This is a genomic window from Streptomyces sp. NPDC023481 (assembly GCF_055560195.1).
Window position 1 is genome coordinate 218,644 of sequence record NZ_JBVHJE010000015.1, and the last position, 18,668, is coordinate 237,311.

Below are 18,668 nucleotides of genomic sequence, written 5' to 3' on the forward strand. Positions count from 1 at the left end.
TGCGGACCAGCCTGCGGCTGGCAATCGGCTATCCGTCGGTTGTGTAACGGAAGTACGAACGGGGTAAAGCGAGCAGCCGTAATGTCCCTTTATGGGGGTTATGTCGGCCTTCGGGTTCGGTAACAGCGGCCCATGCGTTGTGACCTGGCTGTGCGTCAGCCCAGCGGCAGCCGATACAGACCACCCGGCAGCGGCTCCACCAGACCGTCCGCGACCAGCCCGTCGAGCGCCCGGGCCCGCTGCACCGGCTCGTGCCACACCCGGTCCAGCACCGCCTGCGGCACCGGCACGTGCGCCTCCCGCAGCACGGCCAGCAGCTTGCCGCGCACCTGCCGGTCCGTACCGGCGTACGTCTGCCCGCGGCGCGGCGGACCCGTGTGCTCCGGCTTGCCCGCGAGCCGCCAGGCGCACTGCGCGGCGATCGGGCAGCGCCCGCACCCCTCGTTCTTCGCCGTGCACACCAGCGCGCCCAGCTCCATGGAGGCGGCGGCCCACCGCGCGGCGGTCCGCTCGTCCTCGGGCAGCAGCTCCCGCGCCAGGCGCCGCTCGGCCGCCGTGGTCGCGTTCGGCGGGTACCGCACCCCCGTCACCGCCCGCGCCAGGACCCGGCGGACATTGGTGTCCAGCACCGCGTGCCGCTGGCCGTACGCGAACGAGGCCACCGCGGCCGCCGTGTACTCGCCGATGCCGGGCAGTGCCAGCAGCTGCGCGTGATCCGTCGGTACGTCTCCGCCGTGCCGTTCCGCTATGGCGACCGCGGCACCGTGCAGGCGCAGCGCGCGGCGCGGGTAACCGAGCCGGCCCCAGGCGCGCACCGCCTCGCCCGGCGCCTCCTTCGCGAGGTCGGCCGGGCGCGGCCAGCGGGCCAGCCACTCCTCGTAGACAGGCAGCACCCGGTTCACCGGGGTCTGCTGGAGCATGAACTCGCTGACCATCACACCCCACGGGCCCGCCTCCGGGCGGCGCCAGGGGAGGTCGCGGGCATGGGCGTCGAACCAGGCGATCACGGGGGCGTGCAGCATCTCAGTCATGGCCTTCCGATCCTGCCACGGGTCGGCGGGCGGAAGCGGTGACCACGTGATCACCGAGCGTGGCGAAATGGGAAGAACCATGGCCCCCACGGAAGTTACCGGGATGATGATCCGGAAAAGTTCGCGGCGGCGCGGCGGGTGGCGCAAGCCGGCACGACGATCTCTCGTACAGTTTGCGCCGTGGGATCTCTGCGCAATCCGGTCGGGCCGCTTCCCTCCTCCATCTACTGGCGTCGGAGGGTCGTACTGCTGTCCGTGGTCGCCCTGTTGGCGCTGGTGGTCACCTGGATCGTCGCCTCCGGCGGCGGGGGCGGCCGGAAGAACGCCGACGGGTCCGACGGCAAGAACCCCACCCACACCATCACGCCCGGACCGACCCCGTCCGGCTCCGCCATCAGCCAACACCCCGGCGGCCGCGAGGAGTCGGGCGGCGGCGACAACGGCGGAGGCGGCTCCGGTTCCGGCTCCGCCTCGGGCGGCGACGGCGGCTCGGACGGCTCGACCGGCGGATCCGCCGGCTCCTCGGGCGGCTCGGGTACGGCGGCCGGTGGCGGCGACGTCGGTACGGGCGACGCGCTCCCGGCGTCCTCCTCGCTGCCCAACTGCACGTCCGCCGCAGTCGCGTTGGACCTGCGGAGCCTGCACAACTCCTACTCGCCGGACCAGACGCCGACCTTCGAACTCACCGCGAAGAACCGCTCGTCGGCCGACTGCAAGGTCGATCTCGGTCCGAAGAGCGCGGTGTTGACCATCACCCCGGCGGACGGCGACGACCCGTTCTGGACCTCTTCCGACTGCCCCGAGGGCGCGGGAAGCCTGATGTTCCGGGTGCCGGCCGGCCAGAGCATCACGTACACCGTGAAGTGGGACCGCGCGCCGAGCGCGGCCCACTGCGCGACCCCCTCCGGGGGGTCGGCGAAGCCGGGCACGTACCTGTTGGAGGCCAAGGCCCCGGGCTTCACGAAGGCACAGGCCTCGTTCGTGCTGTCGGCCGACTGAAGGCCCCCCGGGCGGCCGGGCCGCGGCCCGGCCGTGCCCGGTCCCGGTCCGGGGATCAGACGTACCGCTCCAGGATCGACGACTCCGCCAGGCGCGACAGCCCCTCCCGCACGCTCCGCGCGCGGGCCTCGCCGACGCCGTCCACGGTCTGCAGGTCGTCGACGCTCGCGGCCAGCAGCTTCTGCAGGCCCCCGAAGTGCTCCACCAGCCGGTCGATGATGGCCCCCGGCAGCCGGGGCACCTTGGCCAGCAGCCGGAACCCGCGCGGGGACACCGCCGAGTCCAGCGTCTCGGGAGACCCCGTGTAACCCAGCGCCCGCGCCACCGTGCCCATTTCGAGCAGCTCCGCGTGGCTGAGCGCGTCCAGCTCGGCCAGCGCCTCCTCGACCGTGCGGGAACGCTTCGCCGTCGGCTCCGGCACGTAGTCCCGGACGACCAGCTCGCGGTCGGGCTCGACGCCGGCGATCAACTCCTCCAGCTGGAGCGCGAGGAGACGTCCGTCCGTGCCCAGTTCCACCACGTACTCGGCGATTTCGGTGGCGATGCGCCGGACCATCTCCAGGCGCTGCGCGACGGCGGAGACGTCCCGCACCGTCACCAGGTCCTCGATCTCCAGCGCCGACAGCGTGCCCGCGACCTCGTCCAGCCGGAGCTTGTACCGCTCCAGGGTGGCCAGCGCCTGGTTCGCGCGGGAGAGGATCGCCGCCGAGTCCTCCAGGACCCGGCGCTGACCGTCGACGTAGAGGGCGATCAGCCGCATCGACTGCGAGACGGAGACCACCGGGAAGCCGACCTGCTTCGAGACACGGTCCGCCGTGCGGTGCCGGGTGCCCGTCTCCTCCGTGGGAATGGTCGCGTCCGGCACGAACTGCACGCCCGCCCGGAGGATCTTCGACAGGTCCGATGACAGCACGATGCCGCCGTCCAGCTTGCACAGCTCCCGCAGCCGGGTGGCGGTGAACTCCACGTCCAGCACGAAACCGCCCGTGCACATCGCCTCGACCGTCTTGTCGGAGCCGAGCACGATCAGCCCGCCGGTGTTGCCGCGCAGCACCCGCTCCAGGCCGTCCCGCAGGGCCGTACCAGGTGCCACGGCGCTCAGCGAGGCGCGCATCAGGCCATCGGAACCGGCACTCCCACCGGACTTTCCGGGAGCTCCTGCCCGGTCGTTGGCTGCCACTGCACTCCTCCGGTCGCAGGTTCTGACGCGCCTCCCTGCCCGCACTCTGTTCGTACGGACGGGCGAGACCAGGGCAAAGTCTACCGGCGCTCCTCCGCCTCCCGTGGGGCCTCTCGGCGACGGGCGCGCGGCAGAACCCGGAGCGCGTCCCCCATGTCGGCGACTTCCAGGACCTTCATGCCGGACGGCACCTTCCCCGGATCGGTCGGCACGAGCGCGTGCGTGAAGCCCAGCCGGTGCGCCTCGGCGAGCCTGCGCTGCACGCCCGTGACCCGTCTGACCTCGCCCGCGAGCCCCACCTCGCCGATCGCCACCAGGTTCTTCGGCAGCGGGGTGTCGCTCGCGGCGGAGGCGAGCGCGAGCGCGATGGCCAGGTCGGCGGCCGGCTCCGACAGCTTCACACCGCCGACCGTCGCCGAGTAGATGTCCCGCTTGCCGAGCGCGCTGATCCGGCCGCGCTGCTCCAGCACGGCCAGCATCATCGAGACGCGGGAGGTCTCCAGGCCGGACGTCGTGCGGCGCGGGGAGGGGATCTGGGAGTCGACCGTCAGCGCCTGCACCTCGGCCACCAGCGGGCGGCGGCCCTCCAGGGTGACCGTCAGGCAGGTGCCCGGCACCGGCTCGGCGCGGCGGGTCAGGAACAGGCCGCTGGGGTCGGCGAGGCCCGTGATGCCCTCGTCGTGCAGCTCGAAGCAGCCGACCTCGTCCGTCGCCCCGTAGCGGTTCTTCACGCCCCGCACCAGGCGCAGGCGCGCGTGCCGGTCGCCCTCGAAGTGCAGGACGACGTCCACCAGGTGCTCCAGCAGGCGGGGGCCGGCGATCGCGCCGTCCTTGGTGACGTGGCCCACCAGGAGGGTGGACATGCCACGCTCCTTCGAGGCCCGGATCAAGGCGCCCGCCACCTCCCGCACCTGGGCCATGCCGCCGGGCGCGCCCTCGATCTCCGGGGAGGCGACCGTCTGCACCGAGTCCAGGATGAGCAGGGACGGCTTCACCTCGTCCAGGTGGCCCAGGACCGCGGCCAGGTCGGTCTCCGCGGCCAGGTACAGGTCGTCGTCGAGGGCGCCGATGCGGTCGGCGCGCAGCCGCACCTGGCTCGCCGACTCCTCACCGGTCACATAGAGGGTGCGGTGCTCGGCGCTCGCCGACTTCGCGGCCACGTCCAGCAGCAGGGTGGACTTGCCGACGCCCGGCTCGCCCGCGAGCAGGACCACCGCGCCCGGCACGAGGCCGCCGCCGAGCACCCGGTCCAGCTCGGGCACGCCGGTCGGGCGGGCGGTGGCCTGCCGGCCGTCGACCTGGCCGATGGGCAGCGCGGAGGCGGAGACGCGGCCCGGAGCCGTCGTGCGGACCGCGGGCGCGCCGTACTCCTCGACCGTGCCCCAGGCCTGGCACTCCGGGCAGCGGCCGAGCCACTTCGCCGTCTGCCAGCCGCACTCGGTGCAGCGGTAGGACGGGCGGTCCTTGGTGGTCTTGGTACGGGCAGCCATGCGCAAACCGTAGCCCGCGGCACCGACAACGCGGCCGGGAGCCGGGGGCGCGGGGCCGGGTAACACGGACGAGGGAACCCGTACCGGCCACCGCCCGGCGGGATCCGGCCGCGGAACGAAGGGTTCCTGTCCCCTTATGAGGGATCGTTTCACCCGTACGGATTAAAAGTGCTCAAGGTTGGAGATCGGGCACTCCGCCGCCGCCTACGGTCGCACGGGTGATGAGCAGCAGTCCGGAGACCACGACCCGCACGGCCGGCGCGCACCGGGCGCAGCGCGAGGCCCGTGAGACACGTGAGGCGCGGGAAGCGCGGCGCGCGGAGCGTGAGGCGCGCGACCGTGCCGCCGCGCGCACCGTCGCCCAGCGCACGCCGGCGCGTTACGAGCCCTACCTGGACGGCCTGTTCACCTACTGCCTGTCGGTCCTGTGCGACCACGACACCGCCACCGCCGCCCTCGGTGACGTCCTCGCCCTGGCCGAGCGGCGCGGCCACCGGGTCCCGGTGTCCGCCGGCGACCGCAGGGCCTGGCTGTACGCGCTGGCCCGCTGGGCCTGCCTGCGGAAGCTGGCCGAGGCCAAGCAGAAACGTCAGGCCACGCACGCGGCGGGCCGCGGCGTGGCCGGGAAGGCCGTCCCGGACCCGCCCGTCGCCCCGGACGTCCAGGAGGAGCGGCGCCGCGAACTGGCCCTGCTGGCCTGGCCCGAGGCCGCCGGTACGACCCCCGAGCAGCGCGAGGCCCTGGAGCTGGCCGTACGCCACCACCTCGGCGCCCACGAGGTCGCCGCCGTCCTCGGCATGGAGCCCCCCGCCGCGCGCGAGCTGCTCGCCACCGCCGCCTGCGAGGTCGAACGCACCCGCGCGGCCCTCGCCGTGATCCACATGGGCGGCTGTCCGAGCGTGGCCCACCTCACCGGCGACAGCCGGCTGGTCCTCAGCACGGCCCTGCGGCGCGAGCTGGTCCGGCACGTCGACGACTGCCCGCGCTGCCGGCGCACCGCCGAGCGCGCCGTCTCCGGCCGCTGGCCCGGCGCCACGGTCACCCCCGCCGAGCTGCCCGTCCTGGAGGCCCCGCGCGCGGCCCTGCACATGGCCCTCGCGCACCACACGCGCGCGCGGGGCGCGGCCGTACCCCGCTTCGACCGGCGCGGCTTCCCGATGGACCCCAAGGACCGCGCGGCCCGCCGCGACCGGCTCCGCGCGCGGGCCGTCACCACGACGGTCGTCGCCACGGTGGTCGCCGCGCCGGTGCTCGCCCTGTGGGCCGCCTACCGGGGCGGCCCGGCCGGGGACGACGACGGCCACCCCGCGACCGCGCGCGAGGCGCGGGGCCCCGACGCGCTGGGCGGCGACACGTCCGGCGGCTACGAGAACGCCGGGAACGCCAGCGTGAAGCCGGGCGCAAGGATCGGCAAGGACGGCAAGGCCGACGTCTCGGTGGAGGTCGTCAGCGTCGGCGGCAGGGGCGGTCAGGGGGCGGGGCGGCTGGCCGTCGACGCCGCCAACGACGGCGACACGACGCTGATCACGCTCACGGCGTCCGGAGCGGCCGAGGTCCGCTGGTCGGTGTCCACGTCGGCGGCCTGGCTCTACTTCAGCCAGTCCTCGGGAACCCTCGAGCCCGGGCAGACGTTGACGGTGAAGGTGTACGTCGACCATCTGCGCGAGCCCTCCGGCCACTGGCACGCACGGGTGGCGGTGGCACCGGCCGGCGCGGTGGTGTCCATCGACGGCTACGGTACGGCGCCCACCCGCCCCAGCTCCCGACCGACCGCCACCCCGCCGTCGACCCCGCCCAGCACCGCGCCCACGGACCCCCCGGCCAGCCAGTCCCCACCGCCCACGGAGCCCACCACGCCCCCGGGCACCCCCTCGCCCACGGATTCCGCGACGCCCACCCCGACCCCGAGCGCCACGGACACTCCGAGCCCGTCGGACACCTAGGCCCTCACCTGTTCATGCACCCGGCACGCGGGTCACCGACGTCCCGGGACAGCGCACCTAGAGCGCGGGGTCGGCCGGGTGCGGGGCCACGAGGGGGAGTTGGGAGGCCAGGCGCTGTTCGCACAGCCCGACCAGGCGGTCGTAGCCGGCCTTGCCCATCAGTTCCGTCAGCTCGGCCCGGTAGGAGACGTACACCGGCTCACCCGCGCCGTGTGCCGACGTCGCCGAGGTGCACCACCAGTGCAGGTCGTGCCCGCCCGGACCCCAGCCCCGGCGGTCGTACTCCCCGATGGACACCTGCAGCACGCGCGTGTCGTCGGGTCGGTCGATCCAGTCGTAGGTCCGCCGGATCGGCAGCTGCCAGCACACGTCCGGCTTGGTCTCCAGCGGCTCCCGCCCCTCCTTCAGCGCCAGGATGTGCAGCGAGCAGCCCGCCCCGCCCGCGAATCCCGGCCGGTTCTGGAAGATGCAGGACCCCTGGAAGGGCCGGGTCTGCCGGGAACCCTCCTCGTCCTCGGAGACCCAGCCGCCCCGCACGCCCTCGTCGTGGTGCTGCCAGATCTCCGGGGTGAGCCGGGCCACATGCTCGGCGACCCGTTTCTCGTCGTCCTCGTCGGAGAAGTGCGCCCCCAGGGAGCAGCACCCGTCGTCCGCGCGCCCCGCCTGGATGCCCTGGCAGCCGCTGCCGAAGATGCAGTTCCAGCGAGAGGTCAGCCATGTCAGATCGCAGCGGAACACCTGCTCGTCGTCCGCCGGATCGGGAAACTCCACCCAGGCGCGGGCGAAGTCGAGCCCCTTCTCGTCGCTCATCCTCGCCTCCTTGGGGGTTTTGCCCGCCTTGTCGGCCTTTTCAGCCTTCGCCTTTTTCGTCTTTGGCACCCGTCCAGGGTAAGTGGCCCAACGCCGCTCCGGGGACCGGGCGGGGACGTTCTGGCAGTAGCGTTCCGTACATGAGACTCGGTGTCCTGGACGTGGGTTCGAACACGGTGCATCTGCTGGTGGTGGACGCCCACCCCGGCGCCCGGCCGCTGCCCGCGCATTCCCACAAGGTCGAACTCCGGCTCGCCCAGCTCCTCGACGACAGCGGTGCCATAGGCGACGAAGGCATCGACAAGCTGGTCGCCGTCGTACAGGACGCGCTCCAGGCCGCCGAGGACAAGGGCGTCGAGGACCTGCTGCCGTTCGCGACCTCCGCCGTCCGCGAGGCCACCAACGCCGACGACGTCCTCGCGCGCGTGGCCGACGAGACCGGCGTACGGCTCCAGGTGCTCACCGGCGAGGAGGAGGCCCGGCTCACCTTCCTCGCCGTCCGCCGCTGGTTCGGCTGGTCCGCTGGAAAGCTGCTGGTCCTGGACATCGGCGGCGGTTCCCTGGAGATCGCCTACGGCATGGACGAGGAACCGGACGCGGCCGTCTCCCTGCCACTCGGCGCCGGCCGCCTCACCGCCGGCTGGCTGCCCGGCGACCCGCCCGCCCCGGAGGACGTCCGCGCCCTGCGCCGGCACGTCCGCACCGAGATCGCCCGCACGGTCGGCGAGTTCAGCCGCATCGGCGCCCCCGACCACGTGGTCGCCACCTCCAAGACCTTCAAGCAGCTCGCCCGCATCGCCGGCGCCGCCCGCAGCGCCGAGGGCCTCTACGTGCAGCGCGAGCTCAAGCGCGAGTCCCTGGAGGCCTGGGTGCCGCGGCTGGCCGGCATGACGGCCGACCAGCGCGCCGAACTCCCCGGCGTCTCGGACGGCAGGGCCGGCCAGCTCCTCGCCGGCGCCCTGGTCGCCGAGGGCGCGATGGACCTGTTCGGCGTGGAGAGCCTGGAGATCTGCCCCTGGGCCCTGCGGGAGGGCGTGATCCTCCGGCGCCTGGACCACATGGGAAGCGACTAGGAGCCGGACGCGGGGAACGGCGCGATCCACCAGAACGCGGCCGGAGGCGGGCACATGGCGATGCTCACAACGGCGAACGGGCACCCCGCACCGGCACCACCCGACGCCGTATGGTGACGGACGTGGCTGAACCAAGGGACGCAGACGTGCGCATCGCGCTGTCGACCGCCTCCGTCTACCCGGAGTCGACGGCGACGGCCTTCGAGATCGCCGCGCGCCTCGGCTACGACGGCGTCGAGGTCATGGTCTGGACCGACCCGGTCAGCCAGGACATCGACGCACTGCGCCGCCTCTCGGACTACCACGGCATCCCCGTCCTGGCCGTCCACGCCCCCTGCCTGCTGATCACCCAGCGCGTCTGGTCCACCGACCCCTGGGTGAAGCTCCAGCGTGCCCGGGCGGCGGCCGAGAAGCTGGGCGCCTCCACCGTCGTCGTGCACCCGCCGTTCCGCTGGCAGCGGCAGTACGCCCGGGACTTCGTCGACGGGATCTGGCGGATGGCGGACGAGACAGACGTACGGTTCGCCGTCGAGAACATGTACCCCTGGCGCTACCGCGACCGCGAGATGCTCGCCTACGCCCCCGACTGGGACGTCACCCGCGACGACTACCGGCACTTCACGATCGACCTCAGCCACACGGCGACGGCCCGCACCGACGCCCTGGACATGATCGACCGCATGGGGGACCGGCTCGGGCACGTCCACCTCGCCGACGGCCGGGGCTCGGCCAAGGACGAGCACCTGGTCCCCGGCCGCGGCACCCAGCCCTGCGCCGAGCTGCTGGAACGCCTGGTGCACACCGGCTTCGACGGCCATGTCGTGATCGAGGTCAACACCCGGCGGGCGATGTCCGGCGCGGAGCGCGAGGCCGATCTCGCCGAGGCCCTGGAGTTCACGCGCAAGCACCTGACCGCGGCGGCCGTACGGGTGCCCCGCCGATGACCGCCACCCCGCCGGCGGACGCCACCCCGCCCGGGCCCCCCGCCCGCCGCCGCGGCCGCCCCCCGCGCACCGAGTCCGCCGGCACCCGGGACCGTATCCTCGGCGCCGCCCGCGAGGAGTTCTCCGCGCGCGGGTACGAGAAGACGTCCGTACGCGGCATCGCCAAGGCGGCCGGTGTGGACTCCGCGCTCGTCCACCACTACTTCGGCACCAAGGAACAGGTCTTCGAGGCGGCCGTCGAGGTCACCTTCGCGCCCGCGCTGGACGCGCCGGACGCGGTCGCCCAGGGCCCCCTGGACGGCGTCGGCGAGCGGCTGACCCGGTTCTTCCTCGGCATCTGGGAGAACCCCGTCACCCGCACCCCGCTGCTGGCGATCGTGCGCTCGGCCGTCGACAACGACACGGCCGCCACCGTCTTCCGCCGCCTGGTCGCCGCCCAGCTGCTGCGCCGCATCGCCGCCCAGCTGGACCCGCCGGACGCCGAGCTGCGCGCCGAGCTGGCGGCCGCCCAGCTGGTGGGCTGCGCCATGCTGCGGTACGTGATCAGGGTGGAGCCGCTGGCGTCGGCGGACCTGGAGCGGATCATCGCCCGCGTCGCCCCCGTCGTACAGGGGCACCTGACGGCTCCGTGAAACGGACGTCCCGCGATTCGGACACCTTGTCCCGCCCACTGGATGACCGGCGTACGCTCGTTAGCAGCCACATCCGTCTGAAGGAGCGAGCGACGATGCCCGAGCTGAGGTCCCGCACAGTCACCCACGGCCGCAACATGGCGGGCGCCCGCGCCCTTATGCGCGCCTCCGGTGTACCCGGTGCGGACATCGGCCGGAAGCCGATCATCGCCGTCGCGAACTCGTTCACCGAGTTCGTGCCGGGGCACACCCACCTCCAGCCGGTCGGCCGGATCGTCAGCGAGGCGATCAGGGAGGCCGGCGGCATCCCGCGCGAGTTCAACACGATCGCCGTGGACGACGGCATCGCCATGGGCCACGGCGGCATGCTGTACTCCCTGCCCTCCCGCGACCTGATCGCGGACTCGGTCGAGTACATGGTCGAGGCCCACTGCGCCGACGCCCTGGTCTGCATCTCCAACTGCGACAAGATCACCCCGGGCATGCTCATGGCCGCCCTGCGCCTGAACATCCCGACGGTGTTCGTCTCCGGCGGCCCCATGGAGTCCGGCCGCGCCACCCTGGTCGACGGCACGGTCCGCACGCTCGACCTGGTCGACGCGATCTCCGACGCCGTCAACGACAAGATCTCCGACGAGGACATCCTCCGCATCGAGGAGAACGCCTGCCCGACCTGCGGCAGCTGTTCCGGCATGTTCACCGCCAACTCGATGAACTGCCTGACCGAGGCCATCGGCCTGTCCCTGCCCGGCAACGGCTCGGTCCTCGCCACCCACACCGCGCGCAAGCAGCTCTACGTCGACGCGGCCCGCACGGTCATGGACCTCACCCGCCGCCACTACGAGCAGGACGACGACACCGTCCTGCCCCGCAACATCGCCACCTTCCAGGCCTTCGAGAACGCCATGGCCCTGGACATCGCGATGGGCGGCTCCACCAACACGATCCTGCACCTGCTGGCCGCCGCCCAGGAGGCGGGCGTCCCCTTCGGGCTGGACCAGATCGACGCCGTCTCGCGCCGCGTGCCGTGCCTGGCGAAGGTGGCCCCCAACGTCGCCAAGGACCGCACGTACTACATGGAGGACGTGCACCGTGCCGGCGGCATCCCCGCCCTCCTCGGCGAACTGCACCGCGCCGGCCTGCTCAACGAGGACGTGCACGCCGTCCACAGCCCCTCCCTCTCCGACTGGCTGAAGACCTGGGACGTGCGCGGCGGCTCCCCGTCCCCCGAGGCGGTCGAGCTGTGGCACGCGGCCCCCGGCTGCCGCCGCTCCGCCGAGGCCTTCTCCCAGTCCGAGCGCTGGGAGGCCCTGGACGACGACGCCGAGAACGGCTGCATCCGCTCCGCCGAGCACGCCTACTCCAAGGACGGCGGCCTGGCCGTGCTGCGCGGCAACCTCGCCGTCGACGGCTGCGTGGTCAAGACCGCCGGCGTGGACGAGTCGATCTGGACCTTCGAGGGCCCGGCGGTCGTCTGCGAGTCCCAGGAGGAGGCCGTCCAGCGGATCCTCACCCAGGAGGTCAAGGACGGCGACGTCGTCGTCATCCGCTACGAGGGCCCCAAGGGCGGCCCCGGCATGCAGGAGATGCTGTACCCGACCTCGTACCTGAAGGGCCGCGGCCTCGGCAAGACCTGCGCGCTGATCACCGACGGCCGCTTCTCCGGCGGCACCTCGGGCCTGTCCATCGGCCACGCCTCCCCCGAGGCGGCCTCCGGCGGCACCATCGCCCTGGTCCGCGACGGCGACCGCATCCGCATCGACATCCCCGGCCGCACCATCGAGCTGCTGGTCGACGAGGCCGAACTGGCCCGCCGCGCCGAGTCCCTGAACGGCGTCTACGCCCCGAAGAACCGCGACCGCAAGGTGTCCGCCGCCCTGCGCGCCTACGCGGCGATGGCGACGAGCGCCGACAAGGGCGCGGTGCGCGACGTGTCCCGGCTGGGCTGACCGGTCGCGGCAGGGGTCGCCTTGTGACGGGGGCGGCCCCTGCGTCCCGTCACCGGGAGGTGTCCCAGGCCGACGGCTTCCTGCCGTCCACCGCGAAGACCGTGCCGTCGGGCGCGGCGGTCAGGACGTGGCCGCCGACCGGCACCGGGACGGGCGGGGCGCTCACCACCCGGGCGGAGTCCGCGCCGAGGCGCGCCGGCGTCTGCCCGACGAGCCGGCCCGTACGGGCGTCCACCCCGAGCAGCCGGCCGTCGGTCGCGGTGAAGTAGACCCGCCCGCCCCGCACGACCGGCGCCGAACCACGGCTCACCGACGTCTCCAGATGCCACAGGCGCCGGCCCGACGCCACGTCGACGGCGTCCAGGGAGCCACCGGTGGCCAGCACGTAGACGACGTCGCCGTGCACGGTGGCGTGCGCGCCGTCGAGCACGGTGGGCAGCGGGACACGCCGGGTCGCGCCGGTCGCGGGGGTGTAGCGGACGATCTCCTCGGCGCCGTACGCGCGGTCCAGGGCCAGGAAGAACACCGCGCCGTCCCGCGCGGCGAACGGCGCCAGCCAGCCCTTCAGCCGGATGTCCCACCGCACCCGGCCGGTCTCCGGGTCCACGGCGGTCACCCGTGTGCTCGTCCCGTCGGCGGACGTACGCGTCACCCAGGCCGCCGACTCGCCGGGGAACGTCACGAGGGAGGCCGGGTCCCGCCCGGTCACGGCACCGTGCCAGCGTGTGGCGCCGGTCGCGCCGTCCACCCCGGTCAGCGTGCCGTCGGCGCTCGCGAGCAGGGCCGTACCACCGGCGTACCGCACCGTCGTCCCCGCGGGAACCCGGCGCTGCCACACCTGCCTGCCGGTGGCCGGGTCGAGCCCCGCGAGCCGGGAGCCGCCGTCCGTGTACGGCTGCACCAGCCCGCCGGAGACGGCCGGCGGCCCGCTCGTGTACGACGTGTCCACCGCGCGCCGCCACAGCAGCCCGCCGTCGGCCGGAGAGAGCGCGAAGACCACACCCGGGCGCGCGCAGAGCACCTTGCCGGCCCCGTACGCGCACTGCGACATGCCCTCGCCGCCGACCGCGGGCCGGGCCGTCCAGGTACCGCCGAGGGCCGCCGTCAGGGCCGGCGCCGTTTCGCCCCCGGCTGCCTGATCGTTTCCGCCCGACACCCACACCGCGGCGAGCACACCCGCCAGCGCGAGCCCTCCCGCCGCCAGTACCGCCGCCCGTACCCGGCCCAGACGCCGCCCGGCGGACCGGGGGCGCGCGGGGCGGCCGGACTCGGGCTCCGGCGTGGGCTCCGGCGCGGGCCCCGGTGCCGCCGTCCGCGGGGCCGGCGCGTCCTCCTCCGTCCGCTGCGCCGGTATGAACGCCTGGGTGTCGTATGACGCCGCCACCGAGCGCAGTTCCCGCATCAGCTCGTCCGGCGTGGGCCGGTCCCCGGGCTCCTTCGCCAGACAGCGCAGCACCAGCGGCGCGAGCCCCTTCGGTACGCCCGTCAGGTCGGGCTCGTCGTGCACCACCTGGTAGGCGACGACGTACGGGCTGTCGGAGTCGAACGGCCCACGGCCCGTGGCCGCGTGCACCATCACCGAGCCGAGCGCGAAGATGTCGGCCGCCGGACCCACCTCACGCGGGCGCCGGAACTGCTCGGGCGCCATGAACGGCGGCGTACCGATCAGCTTCCCCGTCTCGGTGCGCAGCTCGCTGTCCTTCGGCCGGGAGATGCCGAAGTCGATGACCTTCGGACCGTCCTCGGCGAGCAGCACGTTGCTGGGCTTCAGATCCCGGTGCACCACCCCGACCCGGTGGATGTCCCGCAGCGCCTCGGCGAGCCCCGCCATCAGCCGGCGCAACTGCTCGGGCGCCAGGGGACCCTTCTGCTTCACCTGGTCGGAGAGCGTCGGGCCGGGAATGAACAGGGTCGCCATCCAGGGCCGTTCGGCCTCCGGGTCGGCGTCCACGACGGGCGCCGTGAAGGCACCGCTGACCCTGCGCGCGGCACCCACCTCCTGCCGGAAACGGCCCCTGAACTCGGGGTCCCGTGCGAACTCGGCATGGACGACCTTCACCGCGAGCCGCATGCCCGAGGTGCTCCGGGCGAGATGGACGACCCCCATGCCACCGGACCCCAGAAAGGACTCCAACCGATAGTGCCCGGCGTGTTCGGGAAGTTCCGCTTCCGCGCCCGCTCCACCGTTGCGCTGTGGCGACATGGACCACCCCCGTGCTCTTCGTCCGCGCGCGCGACGCACGGAGCCTAGTCGATGACTCGTACGGGACAGAGGCGGCTTGCTAGCGTCTGCGTGCGAGTCGCGCACACGCGTCGCGCGCCGCGTTCCGGTGACACACGGGGGAGGACCACTACATGTCAGTCGACCGCGCACAGACAACCGAGGACACCGAGGCCGTCGTCGAGGGCACGGCGGGGCCGGCGGCGGCAGCCGTCCGCACCTACGCCGTCGCCCCCGGCGTCCGGCTGAACGTCCGCAGCGGCCCGGGCACCCAGTACAACCTGGTCCGCGTCCTGCCCGAGGACGTCCGGGTCCCGATCTACTGCCAGACACCCGGCACCACCGTCTCGGGCCCCTACGGCACCACCAACATCTGGGACCTCATCGACAGCGGCGAGTACGTCTCCGACGCCTACGTCCACACCGGCAGCGACGGCTACGTCACCTCCCGCTGCGGCTGACCCCGGGACCGCCCCGGCCGGGAGTCCGCCGGCGCCCGGAGCCATAATCGTCCCGTGAGCGACGAAACCGGCACCCCGGACACCACGGCGGCCCCCGGCCCCCGCCCCGAACCCCTGCGGTTCTTCGGCACGTCCTGGGTCCACCACGACCACGGCTACGCGGCCCGCCGCGCCGGTGTCGCCGTCGGATCCCTCGCGGCCGCCGTCGTCTCCTGCCTGGTACTGCGCCTCGCCTACCAGGGCATCCAGATCGCCGGCACCGGATCCTTCGTGACCGTGCTGGTCATCGCCATGTTCGCGATCTGCAGCGCGCTCGCCTTCCGCAACACCTGGGAGGGCTTCGGCAGGCGCCACGACCCGCAACGCCAGGCCGGACTGCGCGGCCTGCTCGCCATCGGCTTCGTCGGCTCCCTCCTCGCCTACTTCTTCCGCTCCCTCACCGAGGCACCCGGCGAGAAACTGCACCGCGAGGAGTACGACAGGGCCCGCGAGGCCCACGCCCGCCGCACCACCCGCCGCACCGGCAACCCGTCCCGGAGGAAGCGCGGCCGGTAGCGGTCCGGGAAACTGCTGCGACAGGCGGCCGGAGGTGCCGTAGACAGGACGCCATGACCGCCATCCAGCCGCCGCCCGCCGACCCGGACGCCCACACCGCCCGCGCCGGCTCCTTCAACTCCGCCGCAGCCCAGTACGCCGCCAACCGCCCCTCCTATCCACCCGCCCTCTTCGACGCCGTCGAGGAACTGGCCGGCCGCCCCCTGTCCGGCGCCCGGACCGTGGACGTCGGCGCCGGCACCGGGATCGCCACCGCCCTCCTGCACGCCCGCGGCGCCGACGTCCTCGCGGTCGAACCCGGCGCGGGCATGGCCGCCGAGTTCCGTCGCACACTGCCCCGCGTCCCGCTCGTCCGCGGCGACGGCAACGCCCTCCCCGTCGCCGACGCCCACGCCGACCTCGTCACCTACGCCCAGGCCTGGCACTGGACCGACCCGGCCCGCTCGGTACCGGAGGCGCTGCGCGTGCTGCGCCCGGGCGGGGCGCTGGCCCTGTGGTGGAACACCCAGGCCCAGGACGTCCCGTGGATCGCCGACGCCGGCCGGCGCGCGGCCCGCTTCCTCGGCGTGGACATCGCCGCCGAGGCGAGCAGGCCGGGCAGGGCCGACCAACTGGCCGACCCCAGCGGGCGCCTGGCCTTCACCCGCCGCACGGTCCGCTGGAGCCGCCGCGTCCCGATCGACACCCACCTCGCCAACATCGGCAGCCACTCGGCGTTCCTCGTCACCCCCGGTGAACGCACCGCCGCCTTCCTGGAGGAGGAGCGCGCCCACCTCCTCAGGGCCTTCCCGGACGGCACGGTCGACGAGACGTACGACGTCAGACTCCTGGTGGCCCGCACACCCTGAGCCCGCGGCGCCCGCCCGGCCCCGTTCCGCCCACCGGACAGGGGAACCGCGTGCCCCACCCCGGTGCCAGACTGAACCGCATGAGCCAGAAAGTCGCAGTCCTCGGCACCGGCAAGATCGGCGAAGCCCTGCTCAGCGGAATGATCCGGGCCGGCTGGTCGCCCGCCGACCTCCTGGTCACCGCCCGCCGCCCCGAACGCGCCGAAGAACTCCGCGCGCGCCACGGGGTCACCCCGGTCGGCAACACCGAGGCCGCCAAGACCGCCGACACCCTGATCCTCACGGTCAAGCCGCAGGACATGGGCACCCTCCTGGACGAACTCGCCCCGCACCTCCCCGCCGACCGCCTGGTCATCAGCGGAGCCGCCGGCATCCCCACCTCCTTCTTCGAGGAGCGCCTGGCAGCGGGCACCCCCGTCGTCCGTGTCATGACCAACACGCCCGCCCTCGTCGACGAGGCCATGTCGGTCATCTCCGCCGGCAGCCACGCCACCGAGGAGCACCTCGCGCACGCCGAGGAGATCTTCGGCGGCGTCGGCAAGACCCTCCGCGTGCCCGAGAGCCAGCAGGACGCCTGCACCGCACTGTCAGGCTCCGGCCCGGCGTACTTCTTCTACCTGGTCGAAGCCATGACCGACGCGGGCATCCTGCTCGGCCTGCCCCGCGACAAGGCCCACGACCTCATCGTCCAGTCCGCGATCGGCGCCGCCGTGATGCTCCGCGACAGTGGCGAGCACCCCGTCAAGCTCCGGGAGAACGTCACCTCCCCGGCCGGCACCACGATCAACGCCATCCGCGAACTGGAGAACCACGGCGTACGCGCCGCCCTCATCGCCGCCCTCGAAGCCGCCCGCGACCGCAGCCGCGAACTCGCCACCGGCAAGAAGGACTGACCCGGCCGGCCCCGCCGAGCGCCGCCCGGCTACCGCGCGGCGCTCAGCGAGGGCTCCGCCACGGGCGGCAGCAGCCCGATCGCCCGGTAGGCCGTATCGACCGTCGGCCTCGCCAACGCCCTAGCCTTCTCCGCTCCATCCCGCAGCACCCCCTCCACATAGGCCGGATCGGCGCACAGCTCCCGGTGCCTGGCCCGCACCGGCCGAAGCACCTCCACCACCGCCTCCGCGGTGTCCTTCTTCAAAGAGCCGTACGAGTCGTAAACGTCCGCCAGTGACTCAGGGTTCCCGCCCGTGCACGCGGCGAGCACCTCCAGCAGATTCGCCACCCCCGGCCGCTCCGCCCGGTCGTAGACGACCTCCCGCCCGCTGTCGGTCACCGCCCGCAGCACCTTCCTGCGCACCACGTCCGGCTCGTCCAGCAGATAGACGACCCCCGCCCCCGAGTCGTCCGACTTCCCCATCTTCCGCGTCGGGTCCTGCAGGTTCATCACCCGCGCCGCCGCCCGCGGCAACGTCGCCCTCGGCACCACGAACGCGTGCCCGTACCGCTGGTTGAACCGCACCGCCAGATCCCGGGCCAGCTCCACGTGCTGCGCCTGGTCCTCGCCCACCGGCACCTCGTCCGTGCCGTACGCCAGGATGTCCGCCGCCATCAGGACCGGATACGTCAGCAGCGACAGCCGCACGCTCCCCCCGCGCTCCCGTTCCTTCGCGGCCTTCTCCTTGTACTGGATCATCCGCCGCATCTCCCCGTCGGTCGCCACGCACTCCAGCAGGTACGACAGCCGGGTGTGCTCGTCGACATGGCTCTGCAGGAACACGGTGCACACCGCGGGGTCGAGCCCCGCCGCCAGCAACAGCGTGGTCGTCTGCCGGCTGAGCCTGCGCACCCGCGCGGGGTCGTGGTCCACGGTCAGCGCGTGCAGGTCCACCACGCAGAACAGCGAGTCGGCCCGGTGCTGGTCCACCTCGGCCCAGCGCCTCATGGCGCCCAGGTAGTTGCCCAGGGTCAGGTGCCCGGTCGGCTGAATACCGCTGAAGACCCGAGTCATCTCCACTCCACCTTCTGGTCGGGACCGCCGCCCCTGCGGCCGGCCCCCGAAGACCCGGAGGGAGATACGAGAACGGCCGCCGAAGCGGCGGCCGTTGAGTGCACACGTGAGTACGGCCGCCGTCAGGCGGCCCACCAGAGCTGGCTACACGTACGCGTCATCACGTCCCCCACAGTACGCCTCCGGAGTGCTCCCCGGGAGCGAGTTGACACACCCGGAGCCCCTCCGTAGTGTTCTCCGAGTTGTCCGACGTGAGCGCCGACCCCGGTCGGTCCCCGGACAGCCATTCCACAGGTACCACCCAGTCATTCGACGCTCCGGCGTCGTCTGCCTTGGCGTGCGTATTTGCGAAATGAGGAATCCGCGTTCGAAAGGACGCCGGCCCCCGATTAGCTCGGGAGTCAGGAATCCGCTAAAGTCTCACTCGTCGGAACGGCCCAACGGCCGGGAAGACAAACCCCGCTGACCGGGGATCAGACGCCGAAAGGATCTGATAAAGTCGGAACCGCCGGAAAGGGAAACGCGGAAGCGGGAACCTGGAAAGCACCGAGGAAATCGGATCGAGAAAAGATCTGATAGAGTCG

16 protein-coding genes are annotated in these 18,668 nt (G+C 73.3%); 10 read left to right on the forward strand and 6 right to left on the reverse strand.

The annotated features are described in order from the left end of the window. Nucleotides 1–155: 155 nt before the first annotated feature. Entirely contained in the window at nucleotides 156–1,031 is an 876-nt protein-coding gene (locus tag ACZ3ZD_RS27350; RefSeq protein WP_467402515.1) for an HhH-GPD family protein, read from the reverse strand. A 180-nt stretch (nucleotides 1,032–1,211) separates the two neighbouring features. On the opposite strand from ACZ3ZD_RS27350, the gene ACZ3ZD_RS27355 reads away from it, so the two are divergent. Beyond that, the gene (locus tag ACZ3ZD_RS27355; protein WP_467402518.1) at nucleotides 1,212–2,030 is read left to right on the forward strand and encodes a hypothetical protein; all 819 of its coding nucleotides are present in this window, start codon (nucleotides 1,212–1,214) and stop codon (nucleotides 2,028–2,030) included. A gap of 55 nt (nucleotides 2,031–2,085) precedes the next feature. Here the strand turns inward: ACZ3ZD_RS27355 and disA are convergent, their stop codons facing one another. Together disA and radA are read right to left on the reverse strand one after the other, a co-directional pair. Further along, entirely contained in the window at nucleotides 2,086–3,210 is a 1,125-nt protein-coding gene (disA, locus tag ACZ3ZD_RS27360) for a DNA integrity scanning diadenylate cyclase DisA (protein ID WP_467402522.1), read from the reverse strand. 80 nt (nucleotides 3,211–3,290) lie between these two features. Beyond that, nucleotides 3,291–4,700 (reverse strand): DNA repair protein RadA, encoded by a 1,410-nt coding sequence (gene radA, locus ACZ3ZD_RS27365; protein WP_467402524.1) that lies wholly within the window; start codon nucleotides 4,698–4,700, stop codon nucleotides 3,291–3,293. A gap of 218 nt (nucleotides 4,701–4,918) precedes the next feature. Between radA and ACZ3ZD_RS27370 the strand changes: the two genes are divergently transcribed. Beyond that, complete coding sequence (locus tag ACZ3ZD_RS27370) at nucleotides 4,919–6,643, forward strand: BACON domain-containing protein (RefSeq protein ID WP_467402529.1); 1,725 nt, start codon at nucleotides 4,919–4,921, stop codon at nucleotides 6,641–6,643. 57 nt (nucleotides 6,644–6,700) lie between these two features. Here ACZ3ZD_RS27370 and ACZ3ZD_RS27375 read toward each other — a convergent pair whose 3' ends face one another. Beyond that, nucleotides 6,701–7,522, reverse strand: coding sequence for a DUF3109 family protein (locus tag ACZ3ZD_RS27375; RefSeq protein WP_467402532.1), 822 nt, complete (start codon nucleotides 7,520–7,522; stop codon nucleotides 6,701–6,703). A 71-nt stretch (nucleotides 7,523–7,593) separates the two neighbouring features. On the opposite strand from ACZ3ZD_RS27375, the gene ACZ3ZD_RS27380 reads away from it, so the two are divergent. The 4 genes from ACZ3ZD_RS27380 (at nucleotide 7,594) to ilvD (ending at nucleotide 12,051) form a co-directional block, all read left to right on the forward strand. Next, entirely contained in the window at nucleotides 7,594–8,526 is a 933-nt protein-coding gene (locus tag ACZ3ZD_RS27380; protein ID WP_467402534.1) for a Ppx/GppA family phosphatase, read from the forward strand. A 122-nt stretch (nucleotides 8,527–8,648) separates the two neighbouring features. Then, on the forward strand, nucleotides 8,649–9,470 hold the full coding sequence (locus ACZ3ZD_RS27385; protein ID WP_467402538.1) for a sugar phosphate isomerase/epimerase family protein: 822 nt from the start codon (nucleotides 8,649–8,651) through the stop codon (nucleotides 9,468–9,470). Beyond that, the gene (locus tag ACZ3ZD_RS27390; protein WP_467402543.1) at nucleotides 9,467–10,102 is read left to right on the forward strand and encodes a TetR/AcrR family transcriptional regulator; all 636 of its coding nucleotides are present in this window, start codon (nucleotides 9,467–9,469) and stop codon (nucleotides 10,100–10,102) included. The genes ACZ3ZD_RS27385 and ACZ3ZD_RS27390 overlap by 4 nt, the downstream gene beginning before the upstream one ends. A 95-nt stretch (nucleotides 10,103–10,197) precedes the next feature. After that, a complete protein-coding gene (gene ilvD / locus ACZ3ZD_RS27395) occupies nucleotides 10,198–12,051 on the forward strand; it encodes a dihydroxy-acid dehydratase (protein ID WP_467402545.1) in 1,854 nt (617 codons plus the stop codon). A gap of 49 nt (nucleotides 12,052–12,100) precedes the next feature. Here ilvD and ACZ3ZD_RS27400 read toward each other — a convergent pair whose 3' ends face one another. Continuing rightward, a complete protein-coding gene (locus tag ACZ3ZD_RS27400) occupies nucleotides 12,101–14,254 on the reverse strand; it encodes a serine/threonine-protein kinase (protein WP_467402548.1) in 2,154 nt (717 codons plus the stop codon). Nucleotides 14,255–14,406: 152 nt separating this feature from the next. Here ACZ3ZD_RS27400 and ACZ3ZD_RS27405 point away from each other — a divergent pair, with 152 nt between their 5' ends. The 4 genes from ACZ3ZD_RS27405 (at nucleotide 14,407) to proC (ending at nucleotide 17,029) form a co-directional block, all read left to right on the forward strand. Further along, nucleotides 14,407–14,733, forward strand: coding sequence for an SH3 domain-containing protein (locus tag ACZ3ZD_RS27405; RefSeq protein ID WP_467402550.1), 327 nt, complete (start codon nucleotides 14,407–14,409; stop codon nucleotides 14,731–14,733). A 54-nt stretch (nucleotides 14,734–14,787) separates the two neighbouring features. Next, complete coding sequence (locus ACZ3ZD_RS27410; RefSeq protein WP_467402554.1) at nucleotides 14,788–15,288, forward strand: EamA/RhaT family transporter; 501 nt, start codon at nucleotides 14,788–14,790, stop codon at nucleotides 15,286–15,288. Nucleotides 15,289–15,341: 53 nt separating this feature from the next. Continuing rightward, nucleotides 15,342–16,136 carry a class I SAM-dependent methyltransferase gene (locus ACZ3ZD_RS27415; RefSeq protein WP_467402555.1) on the forward strand — a complete coding sequence of 265 codons (795 nt, stop codon included), beginning with the start codon at nucleotides 15,342–15,344 and terminating at the stop codon, nucleotides 16,134–16,136. Between the two features lie 80 nt (nucleotides 16,137–16,216). Next, entirely contained in the window at nucleotides 16,217–17,029 is an 813-nt protein-coding gene (proC, locus tag ACZ3ZD_RS27420; protein WP_467402558.1) for a pyrroline-5-carboxylate reductase, read from the forward strand. Between the two features lie 29 nt (nucleotides 17,030–17,058). On the opposite strand, the gene trpS is transcribed toward proC, so the two are convergent. Beyond that, nucleotides 17,059–18,084 (reverse strand): tryptophan--tRNA ligase, encoded by a 1,026-nt coding sequence (gene trpS, locus ACZ3ZD_RS27425; RefSeq protein ID WP_467402560.1) that lies wholly within the window; start codon nucleotides 18,082–18,084, stop codon nucleotides 17,059–17,061. Nucleotides 18,085–18,668 lie beyond the last annotated feature (584 nt).